We start from the raw sequence: 19619 nt of genomic DNA, 5'->3' as shown, positions 1-19619 counted from the left end.
CTGTGTGACAGAAGCTGCGAGATCTCGATACCCGACCGGACAACGTGAGGAGGACGTGTGGCGGGCAAGCCCGAACCCGACGGCCTGGACCTGAACACTCTTCGGGCACTGCGCCGGCCCCGCCGCGACCTCGCAACCCTCACCGGGCGCATCGCCGGGCACCTCGACGACCACGACGGATACCTCGCCTTCTCCGGCGGCAAGGACTCACTCGTCGCACTCCACCTCACCCTGCAGGTCGAACCGAACATCCCCGTCGTGTTCTTCGACTCCGGCCTCGAGTACCCCGAGACCTATACCTACATCACAGCACTCGCCGACACCTGGAACCTCAACCTCGAACCCCACCGAGCCGACCCACCACTGCTGACCGTCCTCGCCCAGTCCGGCGAATGGGACCACCAACAGCCCACCCGGGCCACGAGCCAAAAGCTGCGCGACATCCTCATCGGTGCACCCTCCCGCGCGGCGCACGCAGCCCACGGGCCAGGAGAAATCTGGGGCGTACGCGCCGACGAATCCCCGAAAGGGACCGGACGCTGGTCGCTGTACTACAACGCACTCAGCAGCCACGTCACACGCGACTGCGACGGCTGCTGCACCAACACCACCGAACAACGCCGACACCACGGCGGCCTCATCGACCGAGCCGACGGAACACATGTCTTCGGGCCCATATGGGACTGGAGCGTCGACGAGATCTGGGCATACATCGCCCACCACCAACTACCGGTGAACCCCGTCTACGACAAACTCCGCCAACTCGGCACACCCGAACAACACCTACGGGTCTCCCACATGATCGACGGCGCCTTCCTCGAACACGGTCGCATCACCCGGCTACGACGCGGATGGCCGAACCTTTTCGAGGAACTCGCCCAAGTTCTCCCCCGAATCCGCGAGTTCGTCTGACACCTCCGCTTTACATGCGGTGAGACTTCGATCGCTGCAGCGGCGACCGGGACGGGAAGCGTCGAGACAAGATCCCGACAGAGAAGATGGTCAGGAAATGTCTCCGTGGGATGTCGAGAACCCGCGCGCGGCTGCGTCCCCGAAGTGAACACGGCCACAATGGGCCGCACCGCACCAAGGAGAACATGATGGCCAAGTACCTACTGCTCAAGCACTACCGTGGCGCGCCGGCATCGGTCAACGACGTACCGATGGACCAGTGGACGCCGGAGGAGATCTCCGCCCACGTGCAGTACATGAACGACTTCGCCGCCCGGCTCGAGGGCACCGGCGAGTTCGTCGACAGTCAGGCACTGTCCGCGGAGGGTACGTTCGTCCGCTACGACGGCGAGGGGCGACCGCCAGTCACCGACGGCCCGTTCGCGGAGACCAAGGACCTGATCGCCGGCTGGATGGTGATCGACGTCGAGACCCACGAGCGGGCGCTCGAACTGGCCGGCGAGCTGTCCGCGGCCCCGGGTGCGGATGGGAAACCGATCCACGAATGGCTCGAGGTGCGCCCGTTCCTTGCCGCCTCTCCAACCACTACGGAGTGCGGTTTTCACCACGGGTGATGACATCGGATCGCAGTGCCTAGGGGCCGGCCGAGGGGCGGTAGAGAGCCTCTGCCTGCCGCGGAATCGAGGACAGAGCGGGCGCCCGGGATAGTGATCCCGGGCGCGCCCTGGTTGCCGACCTGGCCGGCCCCCGAAATCCGCAGCGCTGCCCCAACCCCACCGTGCATGATCCGCCGCCGAGCCATCCAGGACCGCGAGCAGAGAACGCGGCTACGACTCAGCGGGCACGAGCCGCGACAGTTTGCAGTGGAACGGGAAGCGGCCCGGCGCCGCCTCGTCGACGGACTCGATCAGCGCGTCCTCACCCTCGACGCTCACAATGACGAACACCGATGTGCCTTCGGCGTGCACCTTGACACGGTCACCCACCTGCAAACCCGCGCGGGTTCCCGGATTCTCGGTCATAAGACATGACTAACCCGTCCGGTTTCGGTGTGCAAGCCGCCGATATTTGCCGGGTTCGATTCGATCTTGCTCCGCCTGCCGCATCGGGGCGCGCCAAGCGCTGTGCCGATAGCCGATCGGCTACATGCAGGGTCGCTATCACCTGCCCTGTTGGATCGCTACTGTGCAAGGTGTGAGGGAACCGGTGCTGGATCGGCACGTCGACGTTGCACAGCTGTGGCAACTGGCCAGTGACGCGGCCAGGAAGGGCGAGAAGTGGGGGCAGCGCAAGAAGTCGGTGAGCGACGCCATGGTGACCTACTACGCCCAGCTGCGACGTGACAGACGCGGCGCGAAACGGTGGGTCGCCGAGGTCGTTGATCTCCTGGGATATTTCGATCTGTCCGCGGACTGGCGCGCAGTTGAAAAAGGCCTGCAAATACTCGACCAAGCTGACGGCGACGTCGCCGATGCCGGTGCAGAGCTACAGCGGCTGGAGGTCGTGCCGGCTTCCTCGACGAAGAACTCTCTCTTCAAGAGCTCCTAGTAGGGCGGAGTCAGGCGAACCGCTCGCGTTCGCGAGCCCTCGTCGAGGACGTCACGCATTATTGGAAGACCGACCAGATCGCCGCGACGGCGAGCGTGACGATGAGGGAGCCGGGGCTATAGCCTCGTTCGGCCTGGCCCAATGGGGGCTAACGGTGCACCGGTTCATCTGCCCTGGATAGGTGTGCGCTACTTCGCGTTGTAATTGCGGCGGCTGCGCTCATGAACCTTCTGGAACCTCAAATAGAACGCCGCGAAGTCCAGGACGATGCCGACGTTCACCAGCAGCCGCTCCCAGAAGTGGTGCCTGAAGAACAGGACGTCCACGCCGACCACGACGGCTACCAGCGCGAGCACGTAGAGCACGACGGCTGCCTGCCTTCCCATCTTCCCGTTCTACTCCGCGCGGTCGCAATGAGAGGGAGAGCCGGTGCTCGGATCGGAGGTGCCCCAGAAATGGTCGTTAGCGGGAGCTGGCCTCATGAGACACCGCAAGGGGATCCTCGATTGAGACGCACGAAGGGCAGTTGCTGCTCAGCCGGCGCTGCCTCTGCGATAACGGATATGGGTGGTTAGCGGTGAGTGGAGCACCTCGACGGGCTCGAAGCCGAACGTCTCGACGCCGTCGAACATGCGCTCGCCGCTGCCGAGTAGGACGGGTGCGATGTCGAGGGTGAGTTCATCGATCACGGCGGCGTTGAGTGCCTGTCGGACTGTCGAAGCGCCGCCGGCGATGTCCACGCCGTTGCCGTCGGCCGCTTGGAGCGCCTGCGCGTAGGCGGCGTCGAACCCCTCGGTGACGAAGTGGAAGGTGGTCCCGCCCTCCATCTCGATCGGTTCGCGTGCGTGGTGAGTGAGCACGAAGACCGGTGCGTGGTAGGGCGGCTCGGATCCCCACCATCCGTCCCACGCCTCGTTCCACTCACCGCGGATCGGCCCGAACATGTTGCGGCCCATGACGTAGGCGCCGCGAGGGCGCATGAGCCATCCGTTGGCTGTCTTGTCGGCTTCGGTCGCGCGCGGGTCGCCGATATGCCAGCCGTGCAGCTCGCCGCCGCGCTTGCCCAGCGGATTGTCCCGGCTCTGCTCGGGTCCGGCGACGAAGCCGTCGAGCGAGATCGACATGTGGCAGGTGGTGTCGGGATCAGCATCTCCCAGGAAGCAGTTGCGGGTCGCAGGTGGTAGGCGTCACCGTAACAAGTGGTGGGGGTCGCAAGTGCTATACACGGGACGGTGAGGCCGAAGGCTGGACAGCCGCGCTCGGGGTGCGCGATAACGCGGCCGTCGAGGTGATCGGCGACCGCTGGTCGCTTCTCTTTCAGCGCGATCGGATGAATCGCCGCAGGATCGACGGCAGGCGTGCTGTGCCCGCTGCACCGCAAGAGGAACCCTCACCGGCACGTTCCGATTGCCGTCCCACGACTGGAACTCGCTGACCTGCGACGTCCCGTAGAAGTGGTCCGGTGAAGAATCCTGGGGCGGCGGATCCACACCTCCATCGCACCGTTCGAGGTCGCAGCCGAGGAGTGGTTCCCCGCGGCAGCCGGATTCGCCGTCGCGGTCATCGTGCACCCCTTCGACGCGGCGACGGGCCCGCCACGCTATCTGCCCCTGCGGAGCCCGCCGAGTGGGCGCGCACGATCTTCTCGACCGTCGACGGCCACACCCCTGTAGCGAGATCACCCCTAGCCGCACGCAGAAAGGACACGAGCAATCGCGTCCTTCTCGGCTTGGGTGACCCAGAGTTGATATGCAGCCTTGACCTCGACCTGCTTTGCAACGTAAACACACCGGAAGCTCTTGTTGGCAGGCAGCCAGGTCGCGGCGTCGCCGTCGCTTTTTTGCTGGTTCGCCGGGCCGTCCGCGGCGAGGAGATTCCGGGGATCGTTGGCCAGGTTGCGGCGGGTGGTGTCGTCGAGCTGTTGGGCGCCTTTCTGCCAGGCGTCGGAGAGCGCGACGACGTGATCGATCTGCACCGAGCTCGAGGTGTCCTTGCCGCGGGTGAACGCGATGGTCTTGCCGGTATATGGGTCGTTGAGGGTGCCGGTGAGGATCACGCAGTTCTTGGTGCCGTCCTTGTAGGTTCGGTCGATGAGGTCGCGGCCAAGGATGTCGTTGCGGGTGTCGCACCCGTTGTGTCCGCCTGCGACGGTGACGTCATCGGACCATGCCTGGCCGAATTCGTCTCGCGTGTAGCCGGTTTTGGGCGCGCGGCCTTTGACCGGCAGTGTTTCCAGGGTGGCGAGGGTGGTCTGCGCGACGTCAGGAGTTGGGCTGGCCACCATGTCGGCGGTCGGGACTACTGGTGGGGTGCTTGGACGGGTCTGCGCCTCAATAGCGGAGACGGTGCCGCAGCCGGCGAGAACTGCGGCCGCGGCGGAGGCGAATAGCACTTTCGTCCGGCGGGTGGTCGTCTGGCTGAATGGCAAGGAGGCTCCCTTGGTGGGCTATAGCCGAGAGTGGGATGTGGGGGTTGTCGGCACGGAGGGGCCCTCGGCGATGCTGAGCAGGATGGTGCGGGCGGCCGCGGCGTCGCTGCGGGCTCGGTGTCCGCCATCGAGCCGAATGCTCTTCTCGGTGCCCTCGGCCTGCGATCGCATTCGCATGATGCATCCCCACATCTCTGGGTCGGCGAGGTGCGCGGGGACGAGACTGTGCCGAGCACAATCATGGAGAACGCGGCCCTGATCGAACCGACTGTTGTAGGAGAGGGTCACTCGGCCAGCGGTCACCGCAAGCAGCTTCTTGTGGACCGTAGACCAGCCGGGTGCGCCGATCAGATCGGCCGGGGCAATACTATGCACGGCATAGGCGTCCGGGTGGATCGGAACGTCGCCGGGATCGACCAGGGTATCGAGCAGTGGATTGCCGGTGGCGGCGTCCAAAACGCAGATCTCGATGATCGACCCGTCGAGGTCGGTCGACTCAATGTCCAGCACTGCTGCCCGGCTGGGGACGAGCATACCCCGTGCCCACTGCTGCGGAGACGTCTGTGTACTGGTCATGCCACCTCCTTCGTGATCATCGTGACGGCACCCTCTGACATGTGGTTCTGACTCCGGCACCTATGCCGGCCCGGCGAAGCTCCTGGTAGCTCTCGGGCGCCGTCTTCCGACAAGGATCGGGAGGACGACACCCGAGAGACCGGGGCCACACCACCGGACTGCTTCCTAGCTGTAGGAATGCTCAGGTTCGCGCTCGCTGGAGACCTGCCCGTCGGTGCTCGGCGGCTGATCTCCTTCCTGCGGTGCAGCAGCATCTGCGACATCGGTCGTCTCAGTCGCGTCCTTGCTGGCGCCACCACGCGCGGCCTTACTGGAGGCGTTCTTCCGCTTCTTCGGGGCGATGTAGCCCATGGCTGCGAGCTCTTTGGCCGTCCACCCGCCTTCGATCGCGTTCTCGTGGGCCATCCTGATTGCGTCTACAGCTGCCTCGCGTGCGGAATCGAGCGCGGCGAGCTCTTCCACTGCTTCACCGATGGCTCCGACAAGTGCGACTCGTGTTTCGATTGCCTTCTGCGCCAGTGCTTCCGCATTCTTTCGTGCGGTCTCGATTGCCTTCTTGTGGGCTGCTGGCGTAATCGTCATGCGGCACTGTCTCCTTCGTCTCTGCGGTCGTGCCGCACGTCGCCACGACTCTGTTGCCGGTCTGCGTTTGTAGTGGCGATCGTATTGTTCCGCTTCGGGATCAAGCACAGGGCACTGTCCCCGATGGTCACAGGAAGCGGGCGGGCACCATGTCCGAGCGCACGGCGCTGATCTGGATGAGCTGCCCGGTCTGCGGTGCTTCAAGCATTTTTCCGCCACCGAGGTAGATCGCGACGTGGTTGGCTCCGTCTGCCTGCCAGTTCCCGAACAGCAGGTCACCAGGCTGGGCCTGGTCCATGCTGATCTGCTGGCCTGCCCGGAACTGTTCCTGTGAGGTTCGCGGCAAGACCTTCGTGCCTCCGGTGCCGATGTAGTAGGCGAAGCGAGTGAGCCCAGAGCAGTCGTAGCCGGCTGTAGCTCCTCCGGTGCCATCGCCCATCGACGGTCCGGTGAGAAGGCCTCCGCCCCATTGGTAGGGCAATCCGATCGCACGCATCGCCGCTTCGATGACCGCACGCGCGAACTCGAGGTTGCGGGGAAAGCGGGGATCGAAGGTCAGATCGCTGACTGCGGTCGGGGCGAGCATTCCTGTCAGGGAGGGGATGCCGGCAGCAGTGGTGGGTGCTCCGCTGACGGCAGGAGGCAGGACTAGCGGATTCGTCTCCGGCGGCGGAGTTGAGGACGGTGCCTGAGCTGCGGGTCCTGCGGGGTTGGTGACACCGTCGGCGGGCCCGGGTTCCGGGCTAGGGGCGGGCAGGACGACCTCGGGAATCAGGCCCTGCGCCTCGGGCGGGAGCTGTTCCCTGGCGCCGGCAGCCCCATCCTGGACTTCCGGTGGAATGGCGTTCTCGATCTCGGCTTGCCACTCGGCGGGCAACTGCTCCTGCGCCTGCTGCACTGCCCGGGCCGCGTCGTCGAGGTAGGGCTGCGGGTCCGGGACATACTGGGCGAGAGCTGGCGGTAGTTCCTGTGCGACCGCCGTGACGCTGTCGGTGATCGCGGGGTCCACTCCGCCGCCCTGGGCAGCTGATGCGCCGGCCACTGCGACGCCGACGATGATCGATGCGAAATCCATGATGTCTCCTTTGCCGTTGGTGTGGCGGCCAAGGGCGGAAGTACTGTCTCGATGACCGCGAGGGTGTCGTGCGATCACCGACAGTAGAGATGGACCTGTACAACTCGACCGAACTCACAACCGGGGCAACCCAGTCGGGCATCCACATCGGCCAATAGGGCGTGGAGAATTGGACCGGATGCGGAAGATCAAATAGGGTGTGGGTACTGAGAATGCACTGGGTGAGTCGGAGGCACACCATCTTGGAGGTGGCCTCCGACTTTTCTTTCTGCTCACAGCCCCTTGCCATCTCGTCGTCCGGTATGAGCGCCGGAGCCCTCCTTCCCTTGCGTTGTGTCCGCGGCCTGGTCCGCATCGTCGTGTGGCGCGGCTTTCACCACTCTGAATTGCGCGGGCACAGCGAAGATATCGGGATGAAAGGTCAGGTCGGGGCGCCGATGGCGCGGCTTGTCCGCAGTCATGACTGTGTGTTCCTTCCGGTGAGTTGAATCTGTCTCGAACGCCCCGCCTCGACTCGTCATGGCGTCTCGTGATCGACAAGTTGGACGACCAGGCGCTCCCCCGGTGGCTGTCCGGGTCGCTCGTACGGCACAAAATGAGCCCCCACCACCTGTAGCTGCATTCCTCGTGGCAGCAAGTGGTGCGAGTTGTCTACGCGGGAAGATTGCCCGTAGTACATGCCCCGGTCGGTCTGGATCTCGAAGACGACATCGGTGGGTCGGGCGGTCGAGTCCAGCTCGTGCAGCGAATGGGTTGCTGCAGTGAACCGGTCGAAGGACAGGACCGTCCCCGGCGATAGCGTCGAGGGCAGATCTGACGGGTTCACGACCGCGTTGGGGATGCTCACCGAGGTGTACACGAGATGACCTCGTCCGGATTCGCGTTCGTATCGCTGGATGGCCCTGTCCACTCGTTGGACCTGCTTGCGGCGAGCATCGTCGAGCTCGACAGCGTCGCCGGCCACCGCGGAGAGGGCGTTGTTCGTCTCCCGCCAGGTCTTCGGGTCCGACGTCAACGACGCCAGCGCCGTGTACTGGGCTTTCGGCATGGCGTCGAGGACCCGGCGCTTCGCCGCGGATCGGGTGTTCCGCTGTCGTGCCGAGAGTGTGCGACGGAGTTCGATCGCCGGTGGCAGCTGGGGGCGAAGCCGAGAGTTTCCGATTGCCGCCGGCGTGGGCCGTGGATAGGCGCGGTTGAGGTCCCGTTGCGCCCGGGTCAATCCGGGTAGGTTCTCGGTGGCGGTGTCGAGTTCTCGTGCTCCGCTGCGGAGATCGGCGCGGGTGTCGTAGGCGTGCTGCGAGATCAGTTCGCCCTCCTTGCGGGTGGCGACGTCACTGTCGCCCCTGTCCGGATCGAACACACCGTCGCCGCGGTCTGGGCTGATCCGGTCATGGCTGCGTCCCATCAGCTGCGCCGATCGAATCCGGTTACGTCGCCGCGCAGCTGGGCCAGCGCCTTCTCCCGCGCCTGATGTAGATCGGCCAGGTCAGTGGCCAGGTCACCGACCGCCAACGCTGCGAGGTCATCATTCGCCGAGTTGACCAGCAGTTCTCCGAGCGCCGGCGCGTGAGCGTCGATGCGACCGAGAGCCGCAGTACCGTCGATGGAGTCCTGAAGCATCAGTAGGTCTTGGTGATACGTCCACAACGCGGCGACCCGCCCGATCAGTGATTCTTTGACCTGGTCGAACCACCGTCGCTGCTCATGGTGGGCAGCCCGAGCCGCGTCAGCCTCGGCACTGACTCCCGTCGTGGGTTCGCCGACGCTGGCCCGGAAAGTTGCCAGCTCACCGCAGTGGCAGAGAATCACTCGGAGGTGGTCCTCGATATCGAGCCGGATGCGGTGTATGTCGAGGCCCTCGTGACTCCATGCCGGCACTTCACGAATCTCGTCGACGATCGCGGACGCAGTCATGGCCAGACGAAGTTCGAAGAAGTCGCCGCCGGCCCAGACGTAAGCATTGAGCTTGGCAATGCTGCCGCGGAACATCTGCTTGTCCGCCGCGGTCAGGTTGAAGGGATCGCGGCGGATCCACCACCACATCGCGAGGACCTCCACACCTGCGGCCGCGGAGATGAATACCGTCAGAGCCGTGATCGGAGACTGAAACAGCGGATTCATGTTGAGTAGGACAGGAATCATGCCGATCAGAACAGGTGCGATCACGACGAGGGGAATCTCGACAACAACACCGCCGTTCGTCCGCCCGAACGGGACCTGCGTGCGCCACATATTCCGTCGGGGATAGGTATTCACGTCGTAGGCGGTAAAACCCAGCTCCGCTCGCCTTGCGACGATCGTTGCCACCCTCGGCGAGAGGAGTTGTAAGTGGATACGGTCGAGCGCCGTCAGAAACTGGTCGCTCTCTGGGTCGATCTCGACGCGGTCGATCATGTCCAGAACAGCGCGGGCCGCGGGGTCGCCCGCTTCTGCCGGGATCATCGGCGTAGCTCGCTTCGCCCGATGGGCCGCTGCTCGCTGACCTGCCGCGATTCGGTGTCATTTTTTCCGGGATAGGTCCGTGGATCCGGCCGCCCCGAGGGGTGATGAGGGAAAACCTCGAATGCTTCGACGGCGGTGTCGAACTGCGCATGCTCGCCCGCCCACCGGATGTGACCGCAGCGGCAATAGGTGACGTCTTGCCACGGGTTGTAGGTCTTCGCTTCGTGATGCAGATCGATGCACCGATGCCGCGCCCCGACCTGCACACCACACGCTGCCACCCGGTTCAGAACATGCCGTGTGTACGACCTCGCGCCGCGGTGAACGAGCTCGTCCGGCCGGTGGTGCGCCGGACCGGATGACAGGTCAACGTCCTGGTGAATACTCAACACTTCTCCCATCAGTGGTTGTCTCGTCAGGTCTCAGGCACGCGCAGATCTCACGCCCCGACGAGGTCGGATTTGGACCTGCGGGTGGTGTCCTGTTCGCGGCGCCCTACCGCGCGGCCGAGCAGTCGATCGAGACTCTCGCTCACCACGTCAGGGCGCTCAAGGCCGACCATGTGCCGCGCTCCGCTCACCGAGATCAGTTCGGCGAGGGGAAGAGCCGCCGCGAGTCGCTGTGAGTGCCCGATCGGGGTCACCCTGTCCCGGGTTCCACAGATGATCGACGCCGGCACCTTCGCGAGCACGTCGAGCGCCGGGGAAGCGTCGTAGATCCGCAGGTCACGCAGGAAGGCGGCCACGGTGGCGATCGGCGTCGCGTGGACCATCCCGTAAGACGTGGCGGCGGCACGGACACTTGCACTCGGAGCAAGCGGGCAAGTTGCGCCGACCACCGGCGACAAGATGCGACGTGAGAGATTCCAGCTGCGCCCGACGAGCCCTGGGGCGTGAGCTGATGCCGACCGCAACAACGTCACCGCCGGCGTATTCAGAACGCGCCCGATGCCGGCGCCGGCGACATTGTCGACGGCGGTCGAGATCAACCCGACTCCCACGACTTGCGCGGCCGCGGCCTCTTGGTGATGGGCGACGTAGGACATCACGGCCATCCCGCCCATCGAGTGCCCGACGAGGACAATCGGACCCTTTGGCGCCACCGTGCGAATCACCGCATCCAGGTCCCGTCCAAGCTGGCTGATCGTGTAACTGTCGGTGTCAGCCGCGCCGGATCCACCATGGCCGCGGTGATCGAAAAAGACCAACCGGGCGCGCTTGCGCCAGACCTTAGCCAGGTAGGCCCGTTGCGGTGCCCAGGCGTCCATGTGGAGACAGAATCCGTGCGCGAAAATCACAGTAACCGGCGCCATCCGGGATCCGATCTCACGCACCGCCAGAGAGGTGCCGTCGGCGGTGAGGACGAGGCGTGTGCGATCCCCGGGGGCCCTCATCGCTGGCCATCCAGACCTCGAGCCAACCATCCGCATCCATACTGGTCCGCGCGGTGACGCCCGGTCAGCGACTCTGCACGAAGGTGGCGGCGGATTCTCTTCGCATCCGTCGGGTGGATACGGCGAACCTCAACATTCATCGGTACCACTCCCTAGTCCTCACGACAGCAATTGCGAGGACCATAGGTCCGGACCTTGACTGCCCCACCTGGACCGCGAGCGATCGGCAACTCCGCCACAACAGATGCACCTCCGTCGTAGGAAGTGCCACCACTCCCAATCATCTGGAGGAAGATCCACACAACTGGGGTTGTGTGACATGTCTTTGGACAGAACCGATGGGTCTCCATCCACACAGGCCGACATCGCTCAGCATGATGTCCGCGTCCGGAACACCGTTGGGGCGGCAGCCGTCCTATTTTGAAGGCCAGTCTGCCGGTCAACGACACGGCGGCTCCGCGCCTATCGACGGATCACCGGCCACGCCCCATCGACCGTCCTTCCCAGAGGGATCTCGGTACACACGATGTCCTTGACTGAGTAGGCGATCGCCCCGCACCGAGGGCACTGCCCGGGCAGCTGTTGGTGTCGGATCATTGCCCAGTGCTCGTCACACAGGAGGTAGTCCACGCGAGCGTCGAAGTGGCAGCAATCCTTGACGACCACCGCCCAGCGGGCCGCACGCACGAAGCCGACGGGGTCACCGGGGAAGTACTGAGGATGCTCCGCGCAGAACTCACACGGCAGTTCTGTCTGAACGATCGACGGCATCGGGGGGGATTGGTCCGCGTCGTCCATGCCGAAGACACCTCCCAATCTCGAAACCAGTCACCCGGCCCTCGACACCTCAGTCGAAGAACACGTTCGATCGCGCGCCGATCACGGCATCACCACCCCGCTCAGACACTCAATTTCGGATCGGGGGTCGCCGATACACTTTCCGAAACCTGCTCGCCGCCGTTTCGTACTCATCCATCCACGCGCCCAAACTTGTTCCCTCCTCGTACGGAACCGAAGCGAGAATCAGCAACCTCTGATCGATGGTCGCAAGCAACTCGTCCGCCTTCTCCGCTGGAACGGGGGCTGGTTTTCCCCTCAGAAGGAACCACGCCACCAAGTTAATCGTCAACGGATAGACATCCCCGAAAACTAGACGCAACCCTTTGACGGCCTCCCGCAGTCGCTCGCCGCAATCTCGTTGCGAGTCCGAACCCTCTGTAGCAGCAGCAAGTTCGAGCACCAACTCGCGAATGCCGATCAGCTGCGCAGGCAGTGTCGGATCGGTCAACCGCGTCGCCCTATGTCCACGACGCCGAGCCGCATCAAGCTCCCTCACAGCTAATACATAGGCGACCGAAAAAAGGAAGACGGTCACTCCAGCAACCGCCGCCCACATCCCGTCGATGAGGGCGCGATCGACTCCCCGTGCGATAGACGCAAAGTCGCGATGACGCCCAAGCTCACGACAGTCGCGTAATGCCCAACGAGGAACCTGATGCAGTCGATGTTATTTGGGGAATAAGCTAGGAAGATTGGGAGCGTCATCCCAAGATAGCCGACCCAACAACCGACCCCTACCCACCACCCGGTTGCCCCACCCTGAACGTCGACAGCCATGAGCGCCCACAACGGCACACCGACAGCACACGCTAACGAGACACTTCCCACAGCAACAAGTCGAAGAACCTCGTCACGATAGAAAATCGACCTTACCCGTATATCACTCACTCCCCTCCCCTTTCCTTCCCTTGTGTTTGGGAACACCCCCGGGACGTTCATCCGCATCGCACCTCGGCGCGGTTGAACTTGGCCACCACCACCAGGCAAAACCTAGGACTCCTTGCGGCGTTTAGATCCAGACGATCCACCACATCGGGGGGACCGCGATCGCCAGCGCAGTTCCGAAGACGAGGAAGGGGGCGAAACCGAACTCCCCCAAATCCTTCCGTCGTCCGATAAGTTTCACCCACAGCATCACCACGAGCGCGAGGACGTTCGGTAGCAACATCCCTGAGAGCACATTCATCCATCCGACCCATCCCAGGGCAGCACCCAGAATGAAACTCAAACGCACGTCGGCGAGCCCGGGGTAGCCGCGGGTGACGATCGCGAAGGCAAGGTTGAACGCGAACACCAGCATGCCGGCGAGAAGAGCGCGCCCACCTGCCGCAGGATCTTGATCCACCGCCACAGCGAATGCCCCCAACATCAGGCCCACTGCAGTGGTCAACCGGATCAACGTCAACGGAAACCGCAGGGTGAGGTGATCGATCCACGCTGCCCACACGCACAGCAGGCTGAGTGCAAGCCAGGCCGTCAAGATCGCGTCGCCGCCGGTGAGCAGCGCGGCGCCAAACCACAATCCCGCGGTCGTAGCCGCAGGAACGATCCGCCGGCCGGTTGCCTCTGATGGAATATCGACCGCCTTACACAACCGGGCCATCATCGGCGCTATTGCCGCACTCAACGCCGCACCACCTGCAGCGCAGGCGCTTGCAGCCCACCACAGCCCTGTTGTGCCGTATTCGACATCAAGCCACCGAACCGCGAACCACACCACCACACTCGCGACGACGACAATCCCAGCAGGCGCGTACACCGTCGCCGACAGATGATCACTGCGTTGCCCTGCCGCATCTTCAGCACCGACGGCCGGCGATTGTGGCTCCTCGCTGGGACCACTGCCCGCCAGCTCGGACGTCGGTTCGGTCATCTTGGGCACTCCTCCGCAACTGTGCGACAGACATAAGGGATAGATCGACACTAGCCGTCCACCTGGACAGTCTCAGCACCACCGAACCGATGCGGGAGCCCGCCCACTGGAAGGGCCCTTCGAGAAACCGCAGCTTGGACCCGCTGGTGCGGCGGTGGTCGCGCCGGGCGTCGTTTTGTCCAGGTCATCACATATCACTGGGCTCGACATTGCGTCCTCCCTGTCGGACTGGAATAGAAGCGAGTACTCGTGAATCGACGAACCACCACGGAAATTGCTGCACTGTCCCTCATCACGGCCGCCATCCTCACCGGGTGCAGCAGCACAGAAGCCGAGACCTTGTCCCCGTCAGCCGAACCAGCTGGTGCTGCCACACACGTCGAGTGGTCGACGAACCCCACCGTTGATCAAGGTCAGCCCGGCGTGACCGACGCTCAGACCCGGATATCCGAGACACAGCTGGCGACGACTGCTACGCAGGCCACCGCTGCCGCCGCATTGCCGCCCACGAGCGCTCAGTGCGGAATCGTCACGAACAACCTGAACGGTGCGACTGCACCTGTGATCATCATCGCCGGAACTCCGAGCTGCCCAGCAGCACTGAGCATCAGTGATCGCTACCTCAACGACCACACGGTCACCGCACAAGGACAAGGGCGATTCGCTGTCATCGACGGTTGGAACTGCAGCTGGCCCTACCTTCCGGACCGATCACACGCCGACTCCTATCTGCAATGCGTCGACCCGACCGGGAATGCCGTCAAGATCGGCGACTGACACAGAACACCGCGGCACACCGAACCTCGTGTAGCCCACGGGCGACGCGCCGACATCGGCGCTCGCACGAACGACACCAGACGAAGGCAGTATTGACTCATGGGGGCACCAGTGAAGAAATCCACGCGCAACTCACGTCGGCCGCGTCGTGGCCGCTCCGCATCGCCGGTCCGCAGCTATGCGGAATACACCAAGCGCCTCGCCGCTGGAGCGAAAAGCGTCGTCATCGACGCCGACCCGGAGAACTGGCTGGACCTTGGTCACGTCCCCAGCGAAGTCGAGGTCAAAATTATCGGACAAACCTGCGCGGGAATCGCCGGCGGCTCCATCGCAGCCGCCGGCCGGTGCTTCGTCCAAGCGTCCAACCACGCCAGGGTCACTGCCTACGAACATGCTCACATCGAAGCGTTCGACGACAGCACCGTCGATGCCCGCGGTAAGAGCCATATCGTCGGCACCGACAACGCCAGGATCCGCGCAGAAGACAGCGCCATCGTTTTCGCGCACAGTCATTGCCACGTCCAAGCCAACGGTCAAGCTCTGATCGCCGCCACCGACACCACCACGGTCCGCATCGATGGCGAGGCCCACGTCCGAGTGAGCGGTGGCGTGCGCATCATCGGGCCCGGTCGACCCGCGAATGTCGAAACCCATCCGATCAGCCGTCTCGCACGCCACCTGAATTTCTGAGCGAGACGATCCCTGCTGTCCGGATGCGCCGCGGGGCAGAACTGTCGAGCTGGGCAGCTCATCCACGCCCCACGCTGCACTCATCAGCCGGTGATCGCATGCCTGCGGTCCAACTCGCAGCAGACGTATCACCGCACAAACGCAGTCACTGGAAAGGTAGCTCTCGTTGTCCAACGACAAGCCCCGAACATCAACGGGTGACCTGCTCGTAGCAAGTACAAATCCACGACGGCCCGCCACGCTCAAGACCGGCTTCCCGAGATTGTGCTTGGCAGTCTTGCTGTGGGTATTCCTCATCTTTTTTGCGGGCGTACCGACCATATCCGCTCAAGAAGGGAACGCGGTCGGACTCGGCCTTCTTGTTCTTGCCATCATCTGGGGCGTGTTCCTGCTCTGCATGCTTGCTCTGTTGGGTTCCTCCCATGGCGCCCGTGCCACGGTCGCCCCGGCCCGCTGGGCAGCACGCAGCATCGGCTGCACACTTCCACAGCCTCGGACTATCGTGATGCTCCTTGCTGTCACAATCGTCACCCTGGCAGTGACGGCACTGCTGAGAGGCCCGATTCTCGACCTCGTGGTCGCGACAGCAAGAACGGACCAATCACCTGCGCAACGTGCCGCGGACGCTGATAGGTCCACCTGGTCAACGTCGGGCTGGGCCGGCCACATCCCTGGTCTGACGCTGATGTCCGGGGTCGTCTTTGAAGAACTCATGTTCCGAGGACCACTTGTCGCTGCGGTCGTCTTTGCCCGCAGATACATTCGCAGCCGCTGGCCCAAATGGGCAGCTCGCATCCTGATCGCCGTTCTTTGGATTTTCCTTGGCTATGAATTCGGCATCGGACACGACACCTTCTCCGCCTTGAACGCAGCACTCATGGTGGTCGCCGGCCTTCTCTGGGGAGTCCTCGCCATCTGGACAAAGTCGCTGCTCCCCTCAATCGCGAGCCATGCGCTCTACAACCTCTTCGCAGACTGGTGACCACCACCCTCGTGTGGGCACGAAAGCCGGCCACCGAACGCAGCATTCTTGCGAGGGTTTCCAATCATGGGAGCACCGCAGGTGACTTAGCGTCGGAAACAGAAGGTTGTCCGCGGTGATCAGTCGGGCTGCGTGTGGCGTCGCGCCTGGCGGCGAGCGTGCCTGGCCATGAGGTGCTTCCGGTTCTTCTCGCTACGGAAGACCTCGTTGTTCACTGCTTGTTCGATCTTTCCGGGTTCCTCGAGCACCCGTCTCGCGGCAAGGCGCATCAGCTCAGCGCGATCGGACCCGACCCGTGCAGCCAACCCGTCGAGCTTGTCGCGCAGAGGCTCGTCGAAGTGCACATTCGCCCTGGCGTAGATTTCGGGCCTGAGATCGCGCAGCGGCGCGATGGTTTCCAGGTCTCCGGCGAGGTCACCGGGCTCCTCGAGCAGGCGTCGTAGTGCGACCCGGAGCAAGGACGTGTTGAGCTTGTCCCCGTATCGGCCGGCGAGTCGCCAGATCTGCTGCTTGCTGGACGGGTTGACCATCACGTCGACCCAGTCGGACAAACCTGTCCGCTCGGCCTCGCGGAGCATCGGATGCTTATAGCGGCCAGGCGCTTCCAGGAATCGGTGCAGCGCGATCCTCATCAACGCGCTGACCGTGGTGTCATACGCGGCGGCCAGCGCCGCGAACTCCTGGGCTGTGTCCGGCTCCAGCTTAATCTTGAGCATGACCAGCAGGATTGCCCGCAGCGCTTCCGAAAGCCGTCGCTGTTCGGCGAGGCCAGTGCCGACAGCTTTGGGCTGGGTGACCAGTCGTCGGCAGGCAACACGAATCAACGCCTCGAATCGACGTGGGCCGATCCCCTCGGCCATGTCCTCGAGCTTGCGCTTGGTCTCTGGATCGAAGCGCAGTGCAATGGGATCGCCCACCGGGATCCGCCCTGGCCTCGTCTCCGTCACCCTCGATCCGTCCTCACTGCAATGAATGTGCCCCGGCATCGGGGGACGCCGGGGCACAAGGGGGTGTTCTGGGAACAAAATTGGGGGGATGGTCACCAGAACACCAATAACTCTAGCGGTTCATCGATCGCTCGACGCACGCCCGCCACCATAAAGACTGGTGGCGGGCGTCTTCGGCACTCACCAGCGCGGGTGGTTACGTACTCCCCAAGTTGAAGCCCTGTGGAAGTGCCGCGGGGCAGCCTGCCGTATGACTACCTACTTGATCCCCGCCGCGTCGAGAATGGATTGCGGGCTGCCGCAGACATCCGAGTTGTCGATTGCGCTGCCCTCTCCGTCGTGTCCGGCATAATCCAGCACACCTTGGATCTGCGATGTAGGCAGGCCTGCCTGATGTTGCCGAAGAACAAAATCTGAGTACGGCAGGCAGATCGCCTGTCGTACAACTCGTGGATCGTCTACATCGGTCAGGTTCGAGATCGTTCGATCAACGCCCTCCGCCGCGGCGAAGACCATGGCCCCAATGAGAAAGCCGCCAAAACACGATCAACAAGGCGATCGCGACGGCCGCGCCTGCCGTGACCTTCTGCGCAAGGGTGCTCACCGGCTTGGTTGCGGAAGTGGTCGTAACCGCCTGCTCTACGGTCATGCTTGTTCTCCGTTCTGTTAATTTCCGCAGGAGACGACAACTCGCCTCCTCGTAAGCGAGCCAGAACGTAGCAGTGGGCTTCTCCATCACGCCCTCACTCGATCTGGCAACCAAACTCCAGCAGCAGCACCACTTCCTGATCTGAGCTACTTCGCGGACTCATTGCACAGGTCGCGACGTCGACACCGCAGCGGCGCGAGGGCATCGATCCGGGGACTCAGTCCTGCGCGTCCAGCGCCACTGAGTTTCTGACCGGACCGACGCCGCACCAACATCGAATGGAGTCCACGTCGAATCAATTGGGCGTAACCAGCACCTGCAGCTCACCGATTCGCTGTTGGTAGTTGGAGGTCAACGGAACAGGCACGACTCCACCTGCTCCGCCACCTGGCCATACTGCTGTCCAGTTCACAATCCACGCCGACGACGCCGATACGTTGTTCACGCCGCCGGGCTGCGTAATCGATGTCTTCTCGATGTGGTGACCGCATGTCGGGGATGGCAATCCACTCGGTGGGGTCAGCGGACTGGCGTCGATCAGGTCGTTGTACGGGGTGAACGGCAGAAGCGCGCCCGGGCAGATTGTCGGGAGGGACCCGTCCCCCCAGTTGATCGTGACACTCGAGTTGACAGCTGTGGCGGTCACCACGACGCCTCCCGGACCAGGGACGACACGTGTCACGGGGCCGACGGTGCTCTCCCGGATCTGATCCGGGCAAACCCACGCCCACGCGTTCTTTCCGACCAAACCGGTTCTCCCACCAGGGAAGTTGGCAGGTTCAGGGGTCCAGCACATCGGCGGCTCCTCAAGCTGCATCCCGGTCACGGCTGTTCCCACCACATTCATGACCTGCGCCATGCTCACCGGAGTGGCCGGCATACCCACATTCGGACTCAGCGGAACGCAGTCCGTGAATCGGCCGCACGCCTTCAACTGCTCCCGAACCGGAGGTTCCGTAGGAGCGGCCACGACGTCACCACCACCGCTGTATCCAGACCCACCGCCGCCCGTCCCCGCTGCACTCGCCCCTGAGGAGCCGCCGGAGCCAGGCGACGCCGAAGGTACCTGGACGTAGCTGCCTTGAACGACAATGTTCGCACCCAGATTTCCGGAACCTGGAGCGACGTCTATTCCTCCAGAACCGAAGCCGGGTTGTCCAAGCGCTGAGTGTGGCGACGCAACCAGGCTCCCCAGAACGAGCGCGCCGATCACGGCCGCATGAAAACGACGACGATTTGGCATGTGTTCTCCTTGGTTATGGTGCATCACACGGCGCGTAACGGGCAGCTGCATCGCTGGTGACTCGCCAGCCGTTTGCATCGGGCCAATCCGCATTCCGGACGGTCAACTGGGCGAGCACAAACTGCGGCCGGTTGACGTCGTAGGCGGGACTACCGTCTGACTTCGTCCAGGTCATACCGGAGATGTCGGTGCAGGCGCGCACGTGGACCCAGGCGGGCCCGGAGATAGCCTTGCCGTCGTCGCCTACAGGTATGCCGGCGTCGGTGATCTTCGCATCGACAACTTTGACGTCGCCCGCTCCGACCACGTTCTGCGATCGACGCAGGGTGATATCTCCCCGCCAGCTATCCAGCACGGGACCACCGGCAACGGTGTCGAGCTGCTCAATCGGCGCAGCGGCATCGCCATCAAGCTTGCCCACGACAGCGTAAAAGTCATCGACCTTCGCAAGCGCCTGTTCCCGTGCCAACTCGTCAGGAGTCTTGTTCGACGTGTCCGCCCCGTCGGGACCCTCGAACGCCGGGTCACCGGTGACAGTGAGCTCTACCGCCGGATCCGCCGCGTCCGTGTCGGAGCAGGCGGTCACGCCGACCAATAGGGTCGTCGCAGCCAAGGCAGCGACGGAGGTTCGGCGGATGGTGGTGTGTGCCATAGTCGTATCT

At 63.8% G+C, this 19619-nt stretch carries 22 protein-coding genes and 2 pseudogenes; 7 read left to right on the top strand and 17 right to left on the bottom strand.

Annotation, left to right across the window (positions count from 1 at the left end):
• Positions 1-57 precede the first annotated feature (57 nt).
• Positions 58-912, top strand: a complete 855-nt coding sequence (locus tag ACLIVD_RS39320) for a phosphoadenosine phosphosulfate reductase domain-containing protein (protein ID WP_491933322.1) — start codon at positions 58-60, stop codon at positions 910-912.
• Positions 913-1097: 185 nt separating this feature from the next.
• Complete coding sequence (locus ACLIVD_RS39315) at positions 1098-1526, top strand: YciI family protein (RefSeq protein WP_491933321.1); 429 nt, start codon at positions 1098-1100, stop codon at positions 1524-1526.
• 213 nt (positions 1527-1739) lie between these two features.
• On the opposite strand, the gene ACLIVD_RS39310 is transcribed toward ACLIVD_RS39315, so the two are convergent.
• Positions 1740-1934: a hypothetical protein gene (locus ACLIVD_RS39310; protein ID WP_491933319.1), complete on the bottom strand. Its 195-nt coding sequence runs from the start codon at positions 1932-1934 to the stop codon at positions 1740-1742.
• Positions 1935-2118: 184 nt separating this feature from the next.
• On the opposite strand from ACLIVD_RS39310, the gene ACLIVD_RS39305 reads away from it, so the two are divergent.
• Positions 2119-2460 carry a hypothetical protein gene (locus tag ACLIVD_RS39305; RefSeq protein WP_491933318.1) on the top strand — a complete coding sequence of 114 codons (342 nt, stop codon included), beginning with the start codon at positions 2119-2121 and terminating at the stop codon, positions 2458-2460.
• Between the two features lie 188 nt (positions 2461-2648).
• Here the strand turns inward: ACLIVD_RS39305 and ACLIVD_RS39300 are convergent, their stop codons facing one another.
• Complete coding sequence (locus ACLIVD_RS39300; RefSeq protein ID WP_491933316.1) at positions 2649-2846, bottom strand: hypothetical protein; 198 nt, start codon at positions 2844-2846, stop codon at positions 2649-2651.
• 147 nt (positions 2847-2993) lie between these two features.
• On the bottom strand, positions 2994-3584 hold the full coding sequence (locus ACLIVD_RS39295; protein ID WP_491933315.1) for a dihydrofolate reductase family protein: 591 nt from the start codon (positions 3582-3584) through the stop codon (positions 2994-2996).
• Positions 3585-3929: 345 nt separating this feature from the next.
• Here ACLIVD_RS39295 and ACLIVD_RS39290 point away from each other — a divergent pair.
• Positions 3930-4117: pseudogene (locus tag ACLIVD_RS39290) on the top strand (N-formylglutamate amidohydrolase); the annotation flags it as partial.
• Between the two features lie 30 nt (positions 4118-4147).
• Here the strand turns inward: ACLIVD_RS39290 and ACLIVD_RS39285 are convergent.
• From ACLIVD_RS39285 to ACLIVD_RS39235, 11 genes and pseudogenes are all read right to left on the bottom strand, one after another.
• Positions 4148-4852: pseudogene (locus tag ACLIVD_RS39285) on the bottom strand (HNH endonuclease family protein); the annotation flags it as partial.
• Between the two features lie 54 nt (positions 4853-4906).
• Positions 4907-5464, bottom strand: coding sequence for a 3'-5' exonuclease (locus tag ACLIVD_RS39280; RefSeq protein ID WP_491933314.1), 558 nt, complete (start codon positions 5462-5464; stop codon positions 4907-4909).
• 165 nt (positions 5465-5629) lie between these two features.
• Positions 5630-6046: a hypothetical protein gene (locus tag ACLIVD_RS39275; protein ID WP_491933313.1), complete on the bottom strand. Its 417-nt coding sequence runs from the start codon at positions 6044-6046 to the stop codon at positions 5630-5632.
• A gap of 127 nt (positions 6047-6173) precedes the next feature.
• Complete coding sequence (locus tag ACLIVD_RS39270) at positions 6174-7121, bottom strand: C40 family peptidase (RefSeq protein ID WP_491933312.1); 948 nt, start codon at positions 7119-7121, stop codon at positions 6174-6176.
• Positions 7122-7393: 272 nt separating this feature from the next.
• Positions 7394-7582 carry a hypothetical protein gene (locus tag ACLIVD_RS39265; RefSeq protein WP_491933311.1) on the bottom strand — a complete coding sequence of 63 codons (189 nt, stop codon included), beginning with the start codon at positions 7580-7582 and terminating at the stop codon, positions 7394-7396.
• A gap of 56 nt (positions 7583-7638) precedes the next feature.
• The gene (locus tag ACLIVD_RS39260; RefSeq protein ID WP_064079838.1) at positions 7639-8526 is read right to left on the bottom strand and encodes a hypothetical protein; all 888 of its coding nucleotides are present in this window, start codon (positions 8524-8526) and stop codon (positions 7639-7641) included.
• Positions 8526-9563 (bottom strand): hypothetical protein, encoded by a 1038-nt coding sequence (locus ACLIVD_RS39255; RefSeq protein WP_491933310.1) that lies wholly within the window; start codon positions 9561-9563, stop codon positions 8526-8528. The genes ACLIVD_RS39260 and ACLIVD_RS39255 overlap by 1 nt, the downstream gene beginning before the upstream one ends.
• The gene (locus ACLIVD_RS39250; protein ID WP_491933309.1) at positions 9560-9964 is read right to left on the bottom strand and encodes a hypothetical protein; all 405 of its coding nucleotides are present in this window, start codon (positions 9962-9964) and stop codon (positions 9560-9562) included. The genes ACLIVD_RS39255 and ACLIVD_RS39250 overlap by 4 nt, the downstream gene beginning before the upstream one ends.
• Before the next feature lie 38 nt (positions 9965-10002).
• The gene (locus tag ACLIVD_RS39245) at positions 10003-10830 is read right to left on the bottom strand and encodes an alpha/beta fold hydrolase (RefSeq protein ID WP_491933308.1); all 828 of its coding nucleotides are present in this window, start codon (positions 10828-10830) and stop codon (positions 10003-10005) included.
• 1033 nt (positions 10831-11863) lie between these two features.
• Positions 11864-12331: a hypothetical protein gene (locus ACLIVD_RS39240; RefSeq protein WP_491933307.1), complete on the bottom strand. Its 468-nt coding sequence runs from the start codon at positions 12329-12331 to the stop codon at positions 11864-11866.
• A 474-nt stretch (positions 12332-12805) separates the two neighbouring features.
• A complete protein-coding gene (locus ACLIVD_RS39235; protein ID WP_491933306.1) occupies positions 12806-13669 on the bottom strand; it encodes an A24 family peptidase in 864 nt (287 codons plus the stop codon).
• Positions 13670-14092: 423 nt separating this feature from the next.
• Here ACLIVD_RS39235 and ACLIVD_RS39230 point away from each other — a divergent pair, with 423 nt between their 5' ends.
• From ACLIVD_RS39230 to ACLIVD_RS39220, 3 genes are all read left to right on the top strand, one after another.
• Entirely contained in the window at positions 14093-14446 is a 354-nt protein-coding gene (locus ACLIVD_RS39230; protein ID WP_491933305.1) for a hypothetical protein, read from the top strand.
• Positions 14447-14545: 99 nt separating this feature from the next.
• On the top strand, positions 14546-15136 hold the full coding sequence (locus ACLIVD_RS39225; protein ID WP_491933304.1) for a hypothetical protein: 591 nt from the start codon (positions 14546-14548) through the stop codon (positions 15134-15136).
• Between the two features lie 166 nt (positions 15137-15302).
• Positions 15303-16118, top strand: a complete 816-nt coding sequence (locus ACLIVD_RS39220) for a CPBP family intramembrane glutamic endopeptidase (protein WP_491933302.1) — start codon at positions 15303-15305, stop codon at positions 16116-16118.
• Positions 16119-16237: 119 nt separating this feature from the next.
• Here ACLIVD_RS39220 and ACLIVD_RS39215 read toward each other — a convergent pair whose 3' ends face one another.
• The 3 genes from ACLIVD_RS39215 to ACLIVD_RS39205 form a co-directional block, all read right to left on the bottom strand.
• On the bottom strand, positions 16238-17104 hold the full coding sequence (locus ACLIVD_RS39215; RefSeq protein ID WP_491933300.1) for a ribbon-helix-helix domain-containing protein: 867 nt from the start codon (positions 17102-17104) through the stop codon (positions 16238-16240).
• A 219-nt stretch (positions 17105-17323) separates the two neighbouring features.
• Positions 17324-17581 (bottom strand): hypothetical protein, encoded by a 258-nt coding sequence (locus ACLIVD_RS39210; protein WP_491933299.1) that lies wholly within the window; start codon positions 17579-17581, stop codon positions 17324-17326.
• A gap of 1389 nt (positions 17582-18970) precedes the next feature.
• Positions 18971-19609, bottom strand: coding sequence for a hypothetical protein (locus ACLIVD_RS39205; RefSeq protein WP_491933298.1), 639 nt, complete (start codon positions 19607-19609; stop codon positions 18971-18973).
• Positions 19610-19619: the final 10 nt, after the last annotated feature.

This window comes from Rhodococcus sp. G6(2025), assembly GCF_058628105.1.
This window is presented reverse-complemented; position numbering and strand designations above follow the sequence as displayed.

Coding starts and splice junctions, on each gene's coding strand:
- ACLIVD_RS39225 (WP_491933304.1), top strand. CDS start 14,546: ATGGGGGCACCAGTGAAGAAATCCACGCGCAACTCACGTCGGCCGCGT.
- ACLIVD_RS39260 (WP_064079838.1), bottom strand. CDS start 8,526: ATGGGACGCAGCCATGACCGGATCAGCCCAGACCGCGGCGACGGTGTG.
- ACLIVD_RS39265 (WP_491933311.1), bottom strand. CDS start 7,582: ATGACTGCGGACAAGCCGCGCCATCGGCGCCCCGACCTGACCTTTCAT.
- ACLIVD_RS39235 (WP_491933306.1), bottom strand. CDS start 13,669: ATGACCGAACCGACGTCCGAGCTGGCGGGCAGTGGTCCCAGCGAGGAG.
- ACLIVD_RS39245 (WP_491933308.1), bottom strand. CDS start 10,830: ATGGACGCCTGGGCACCGCAACGGGCCTACCTGGCTAAGGTCTGGCGC.
- ACLIVD_RS39215 (WP_491933300.1), bottom strand. CDS start 17,104: ATGCCGGGGCACATTCATTGCAGTGAGGACGGATCGAGGGTGACGGAG.
- ACLIVD_RS39280 (WP_491933314.1), bottom strand. CDS start 5,464: ATGACCAGTACACAGACGTCTCCGCAGCAGTGGGCACGGGGTATGCTC.
- ACLIVD_RS39310 (WP_491933319.1), bottom strand. CDS start 1,934: ATGACCGAGAATCCGGGAACCCGCGCGGGTTTGCAGGTGGGTGACCGT.
- ACLIVD_RS39255 (WP_491933310.1), bottom strand. CDS start 9,563: ATGATCCCGGCAGAAGCGGGCGACCCCGCGGCCCGCGCTGTTCTGGAC.
- ACLIVD_RS39300 (WP_491933316.1), bottom strand. CDS start 2,846: ATGGGAAGGCAGGCAGCCGTCGTGCTCTACGTGCTCGCGCTGGTAGCC.
- ACLIVD_RS39210 (WP_491933299.1), bottom strand. CDS start 17,581: ATGGTCTTCGCCGCGGCGGAGGGCGTTGATCGAACGATCTCGAACCTG.
- ACLIVD_RS39250 (WP_491933309.1), bottom strand. CDS start 9,964: ATGGGAGAAGTGTTGAGTATTCACCAGGACGTTGACCTGTCATCCGGT.
- ACLIVD_RS39205 (WP_491933298.1), bottom strand. CDS start 19,609: ATGGCACACACCACCATCCGCCGAACCTCCGTCGCTGCCTTGGCTGCG.
- ACLIVD_RS39270 (WP_491933312.1), bottom strand. CDS start 7,121: ATGGATTTCGCATCGATCATCGTCGGCGTCGCAGTGGCCGGCGCATCA.
- ACLIVD_RS39275 (WP_491933313.1), bottom strand. CDS start 6,046: ATGACGATTACGCCAGCAGCCCACAAGAAGGCAATCGAGACCGCACGA.
- ACLIVD_RS39315 (WP_491933321.1), top strand. CDS start 1,098: ATGATGGCCAAGTACCTACTGCTCAAGCACTACCGTGGCGCGCCGGCA.
- ACLIVD_RS39295 (WP_491933315.1), bottom strand. CDS start 3,584: ATGTCGATCTCGCTCGACGGCTTCGTCGCCGGACCCGAGCAGAGCCGG.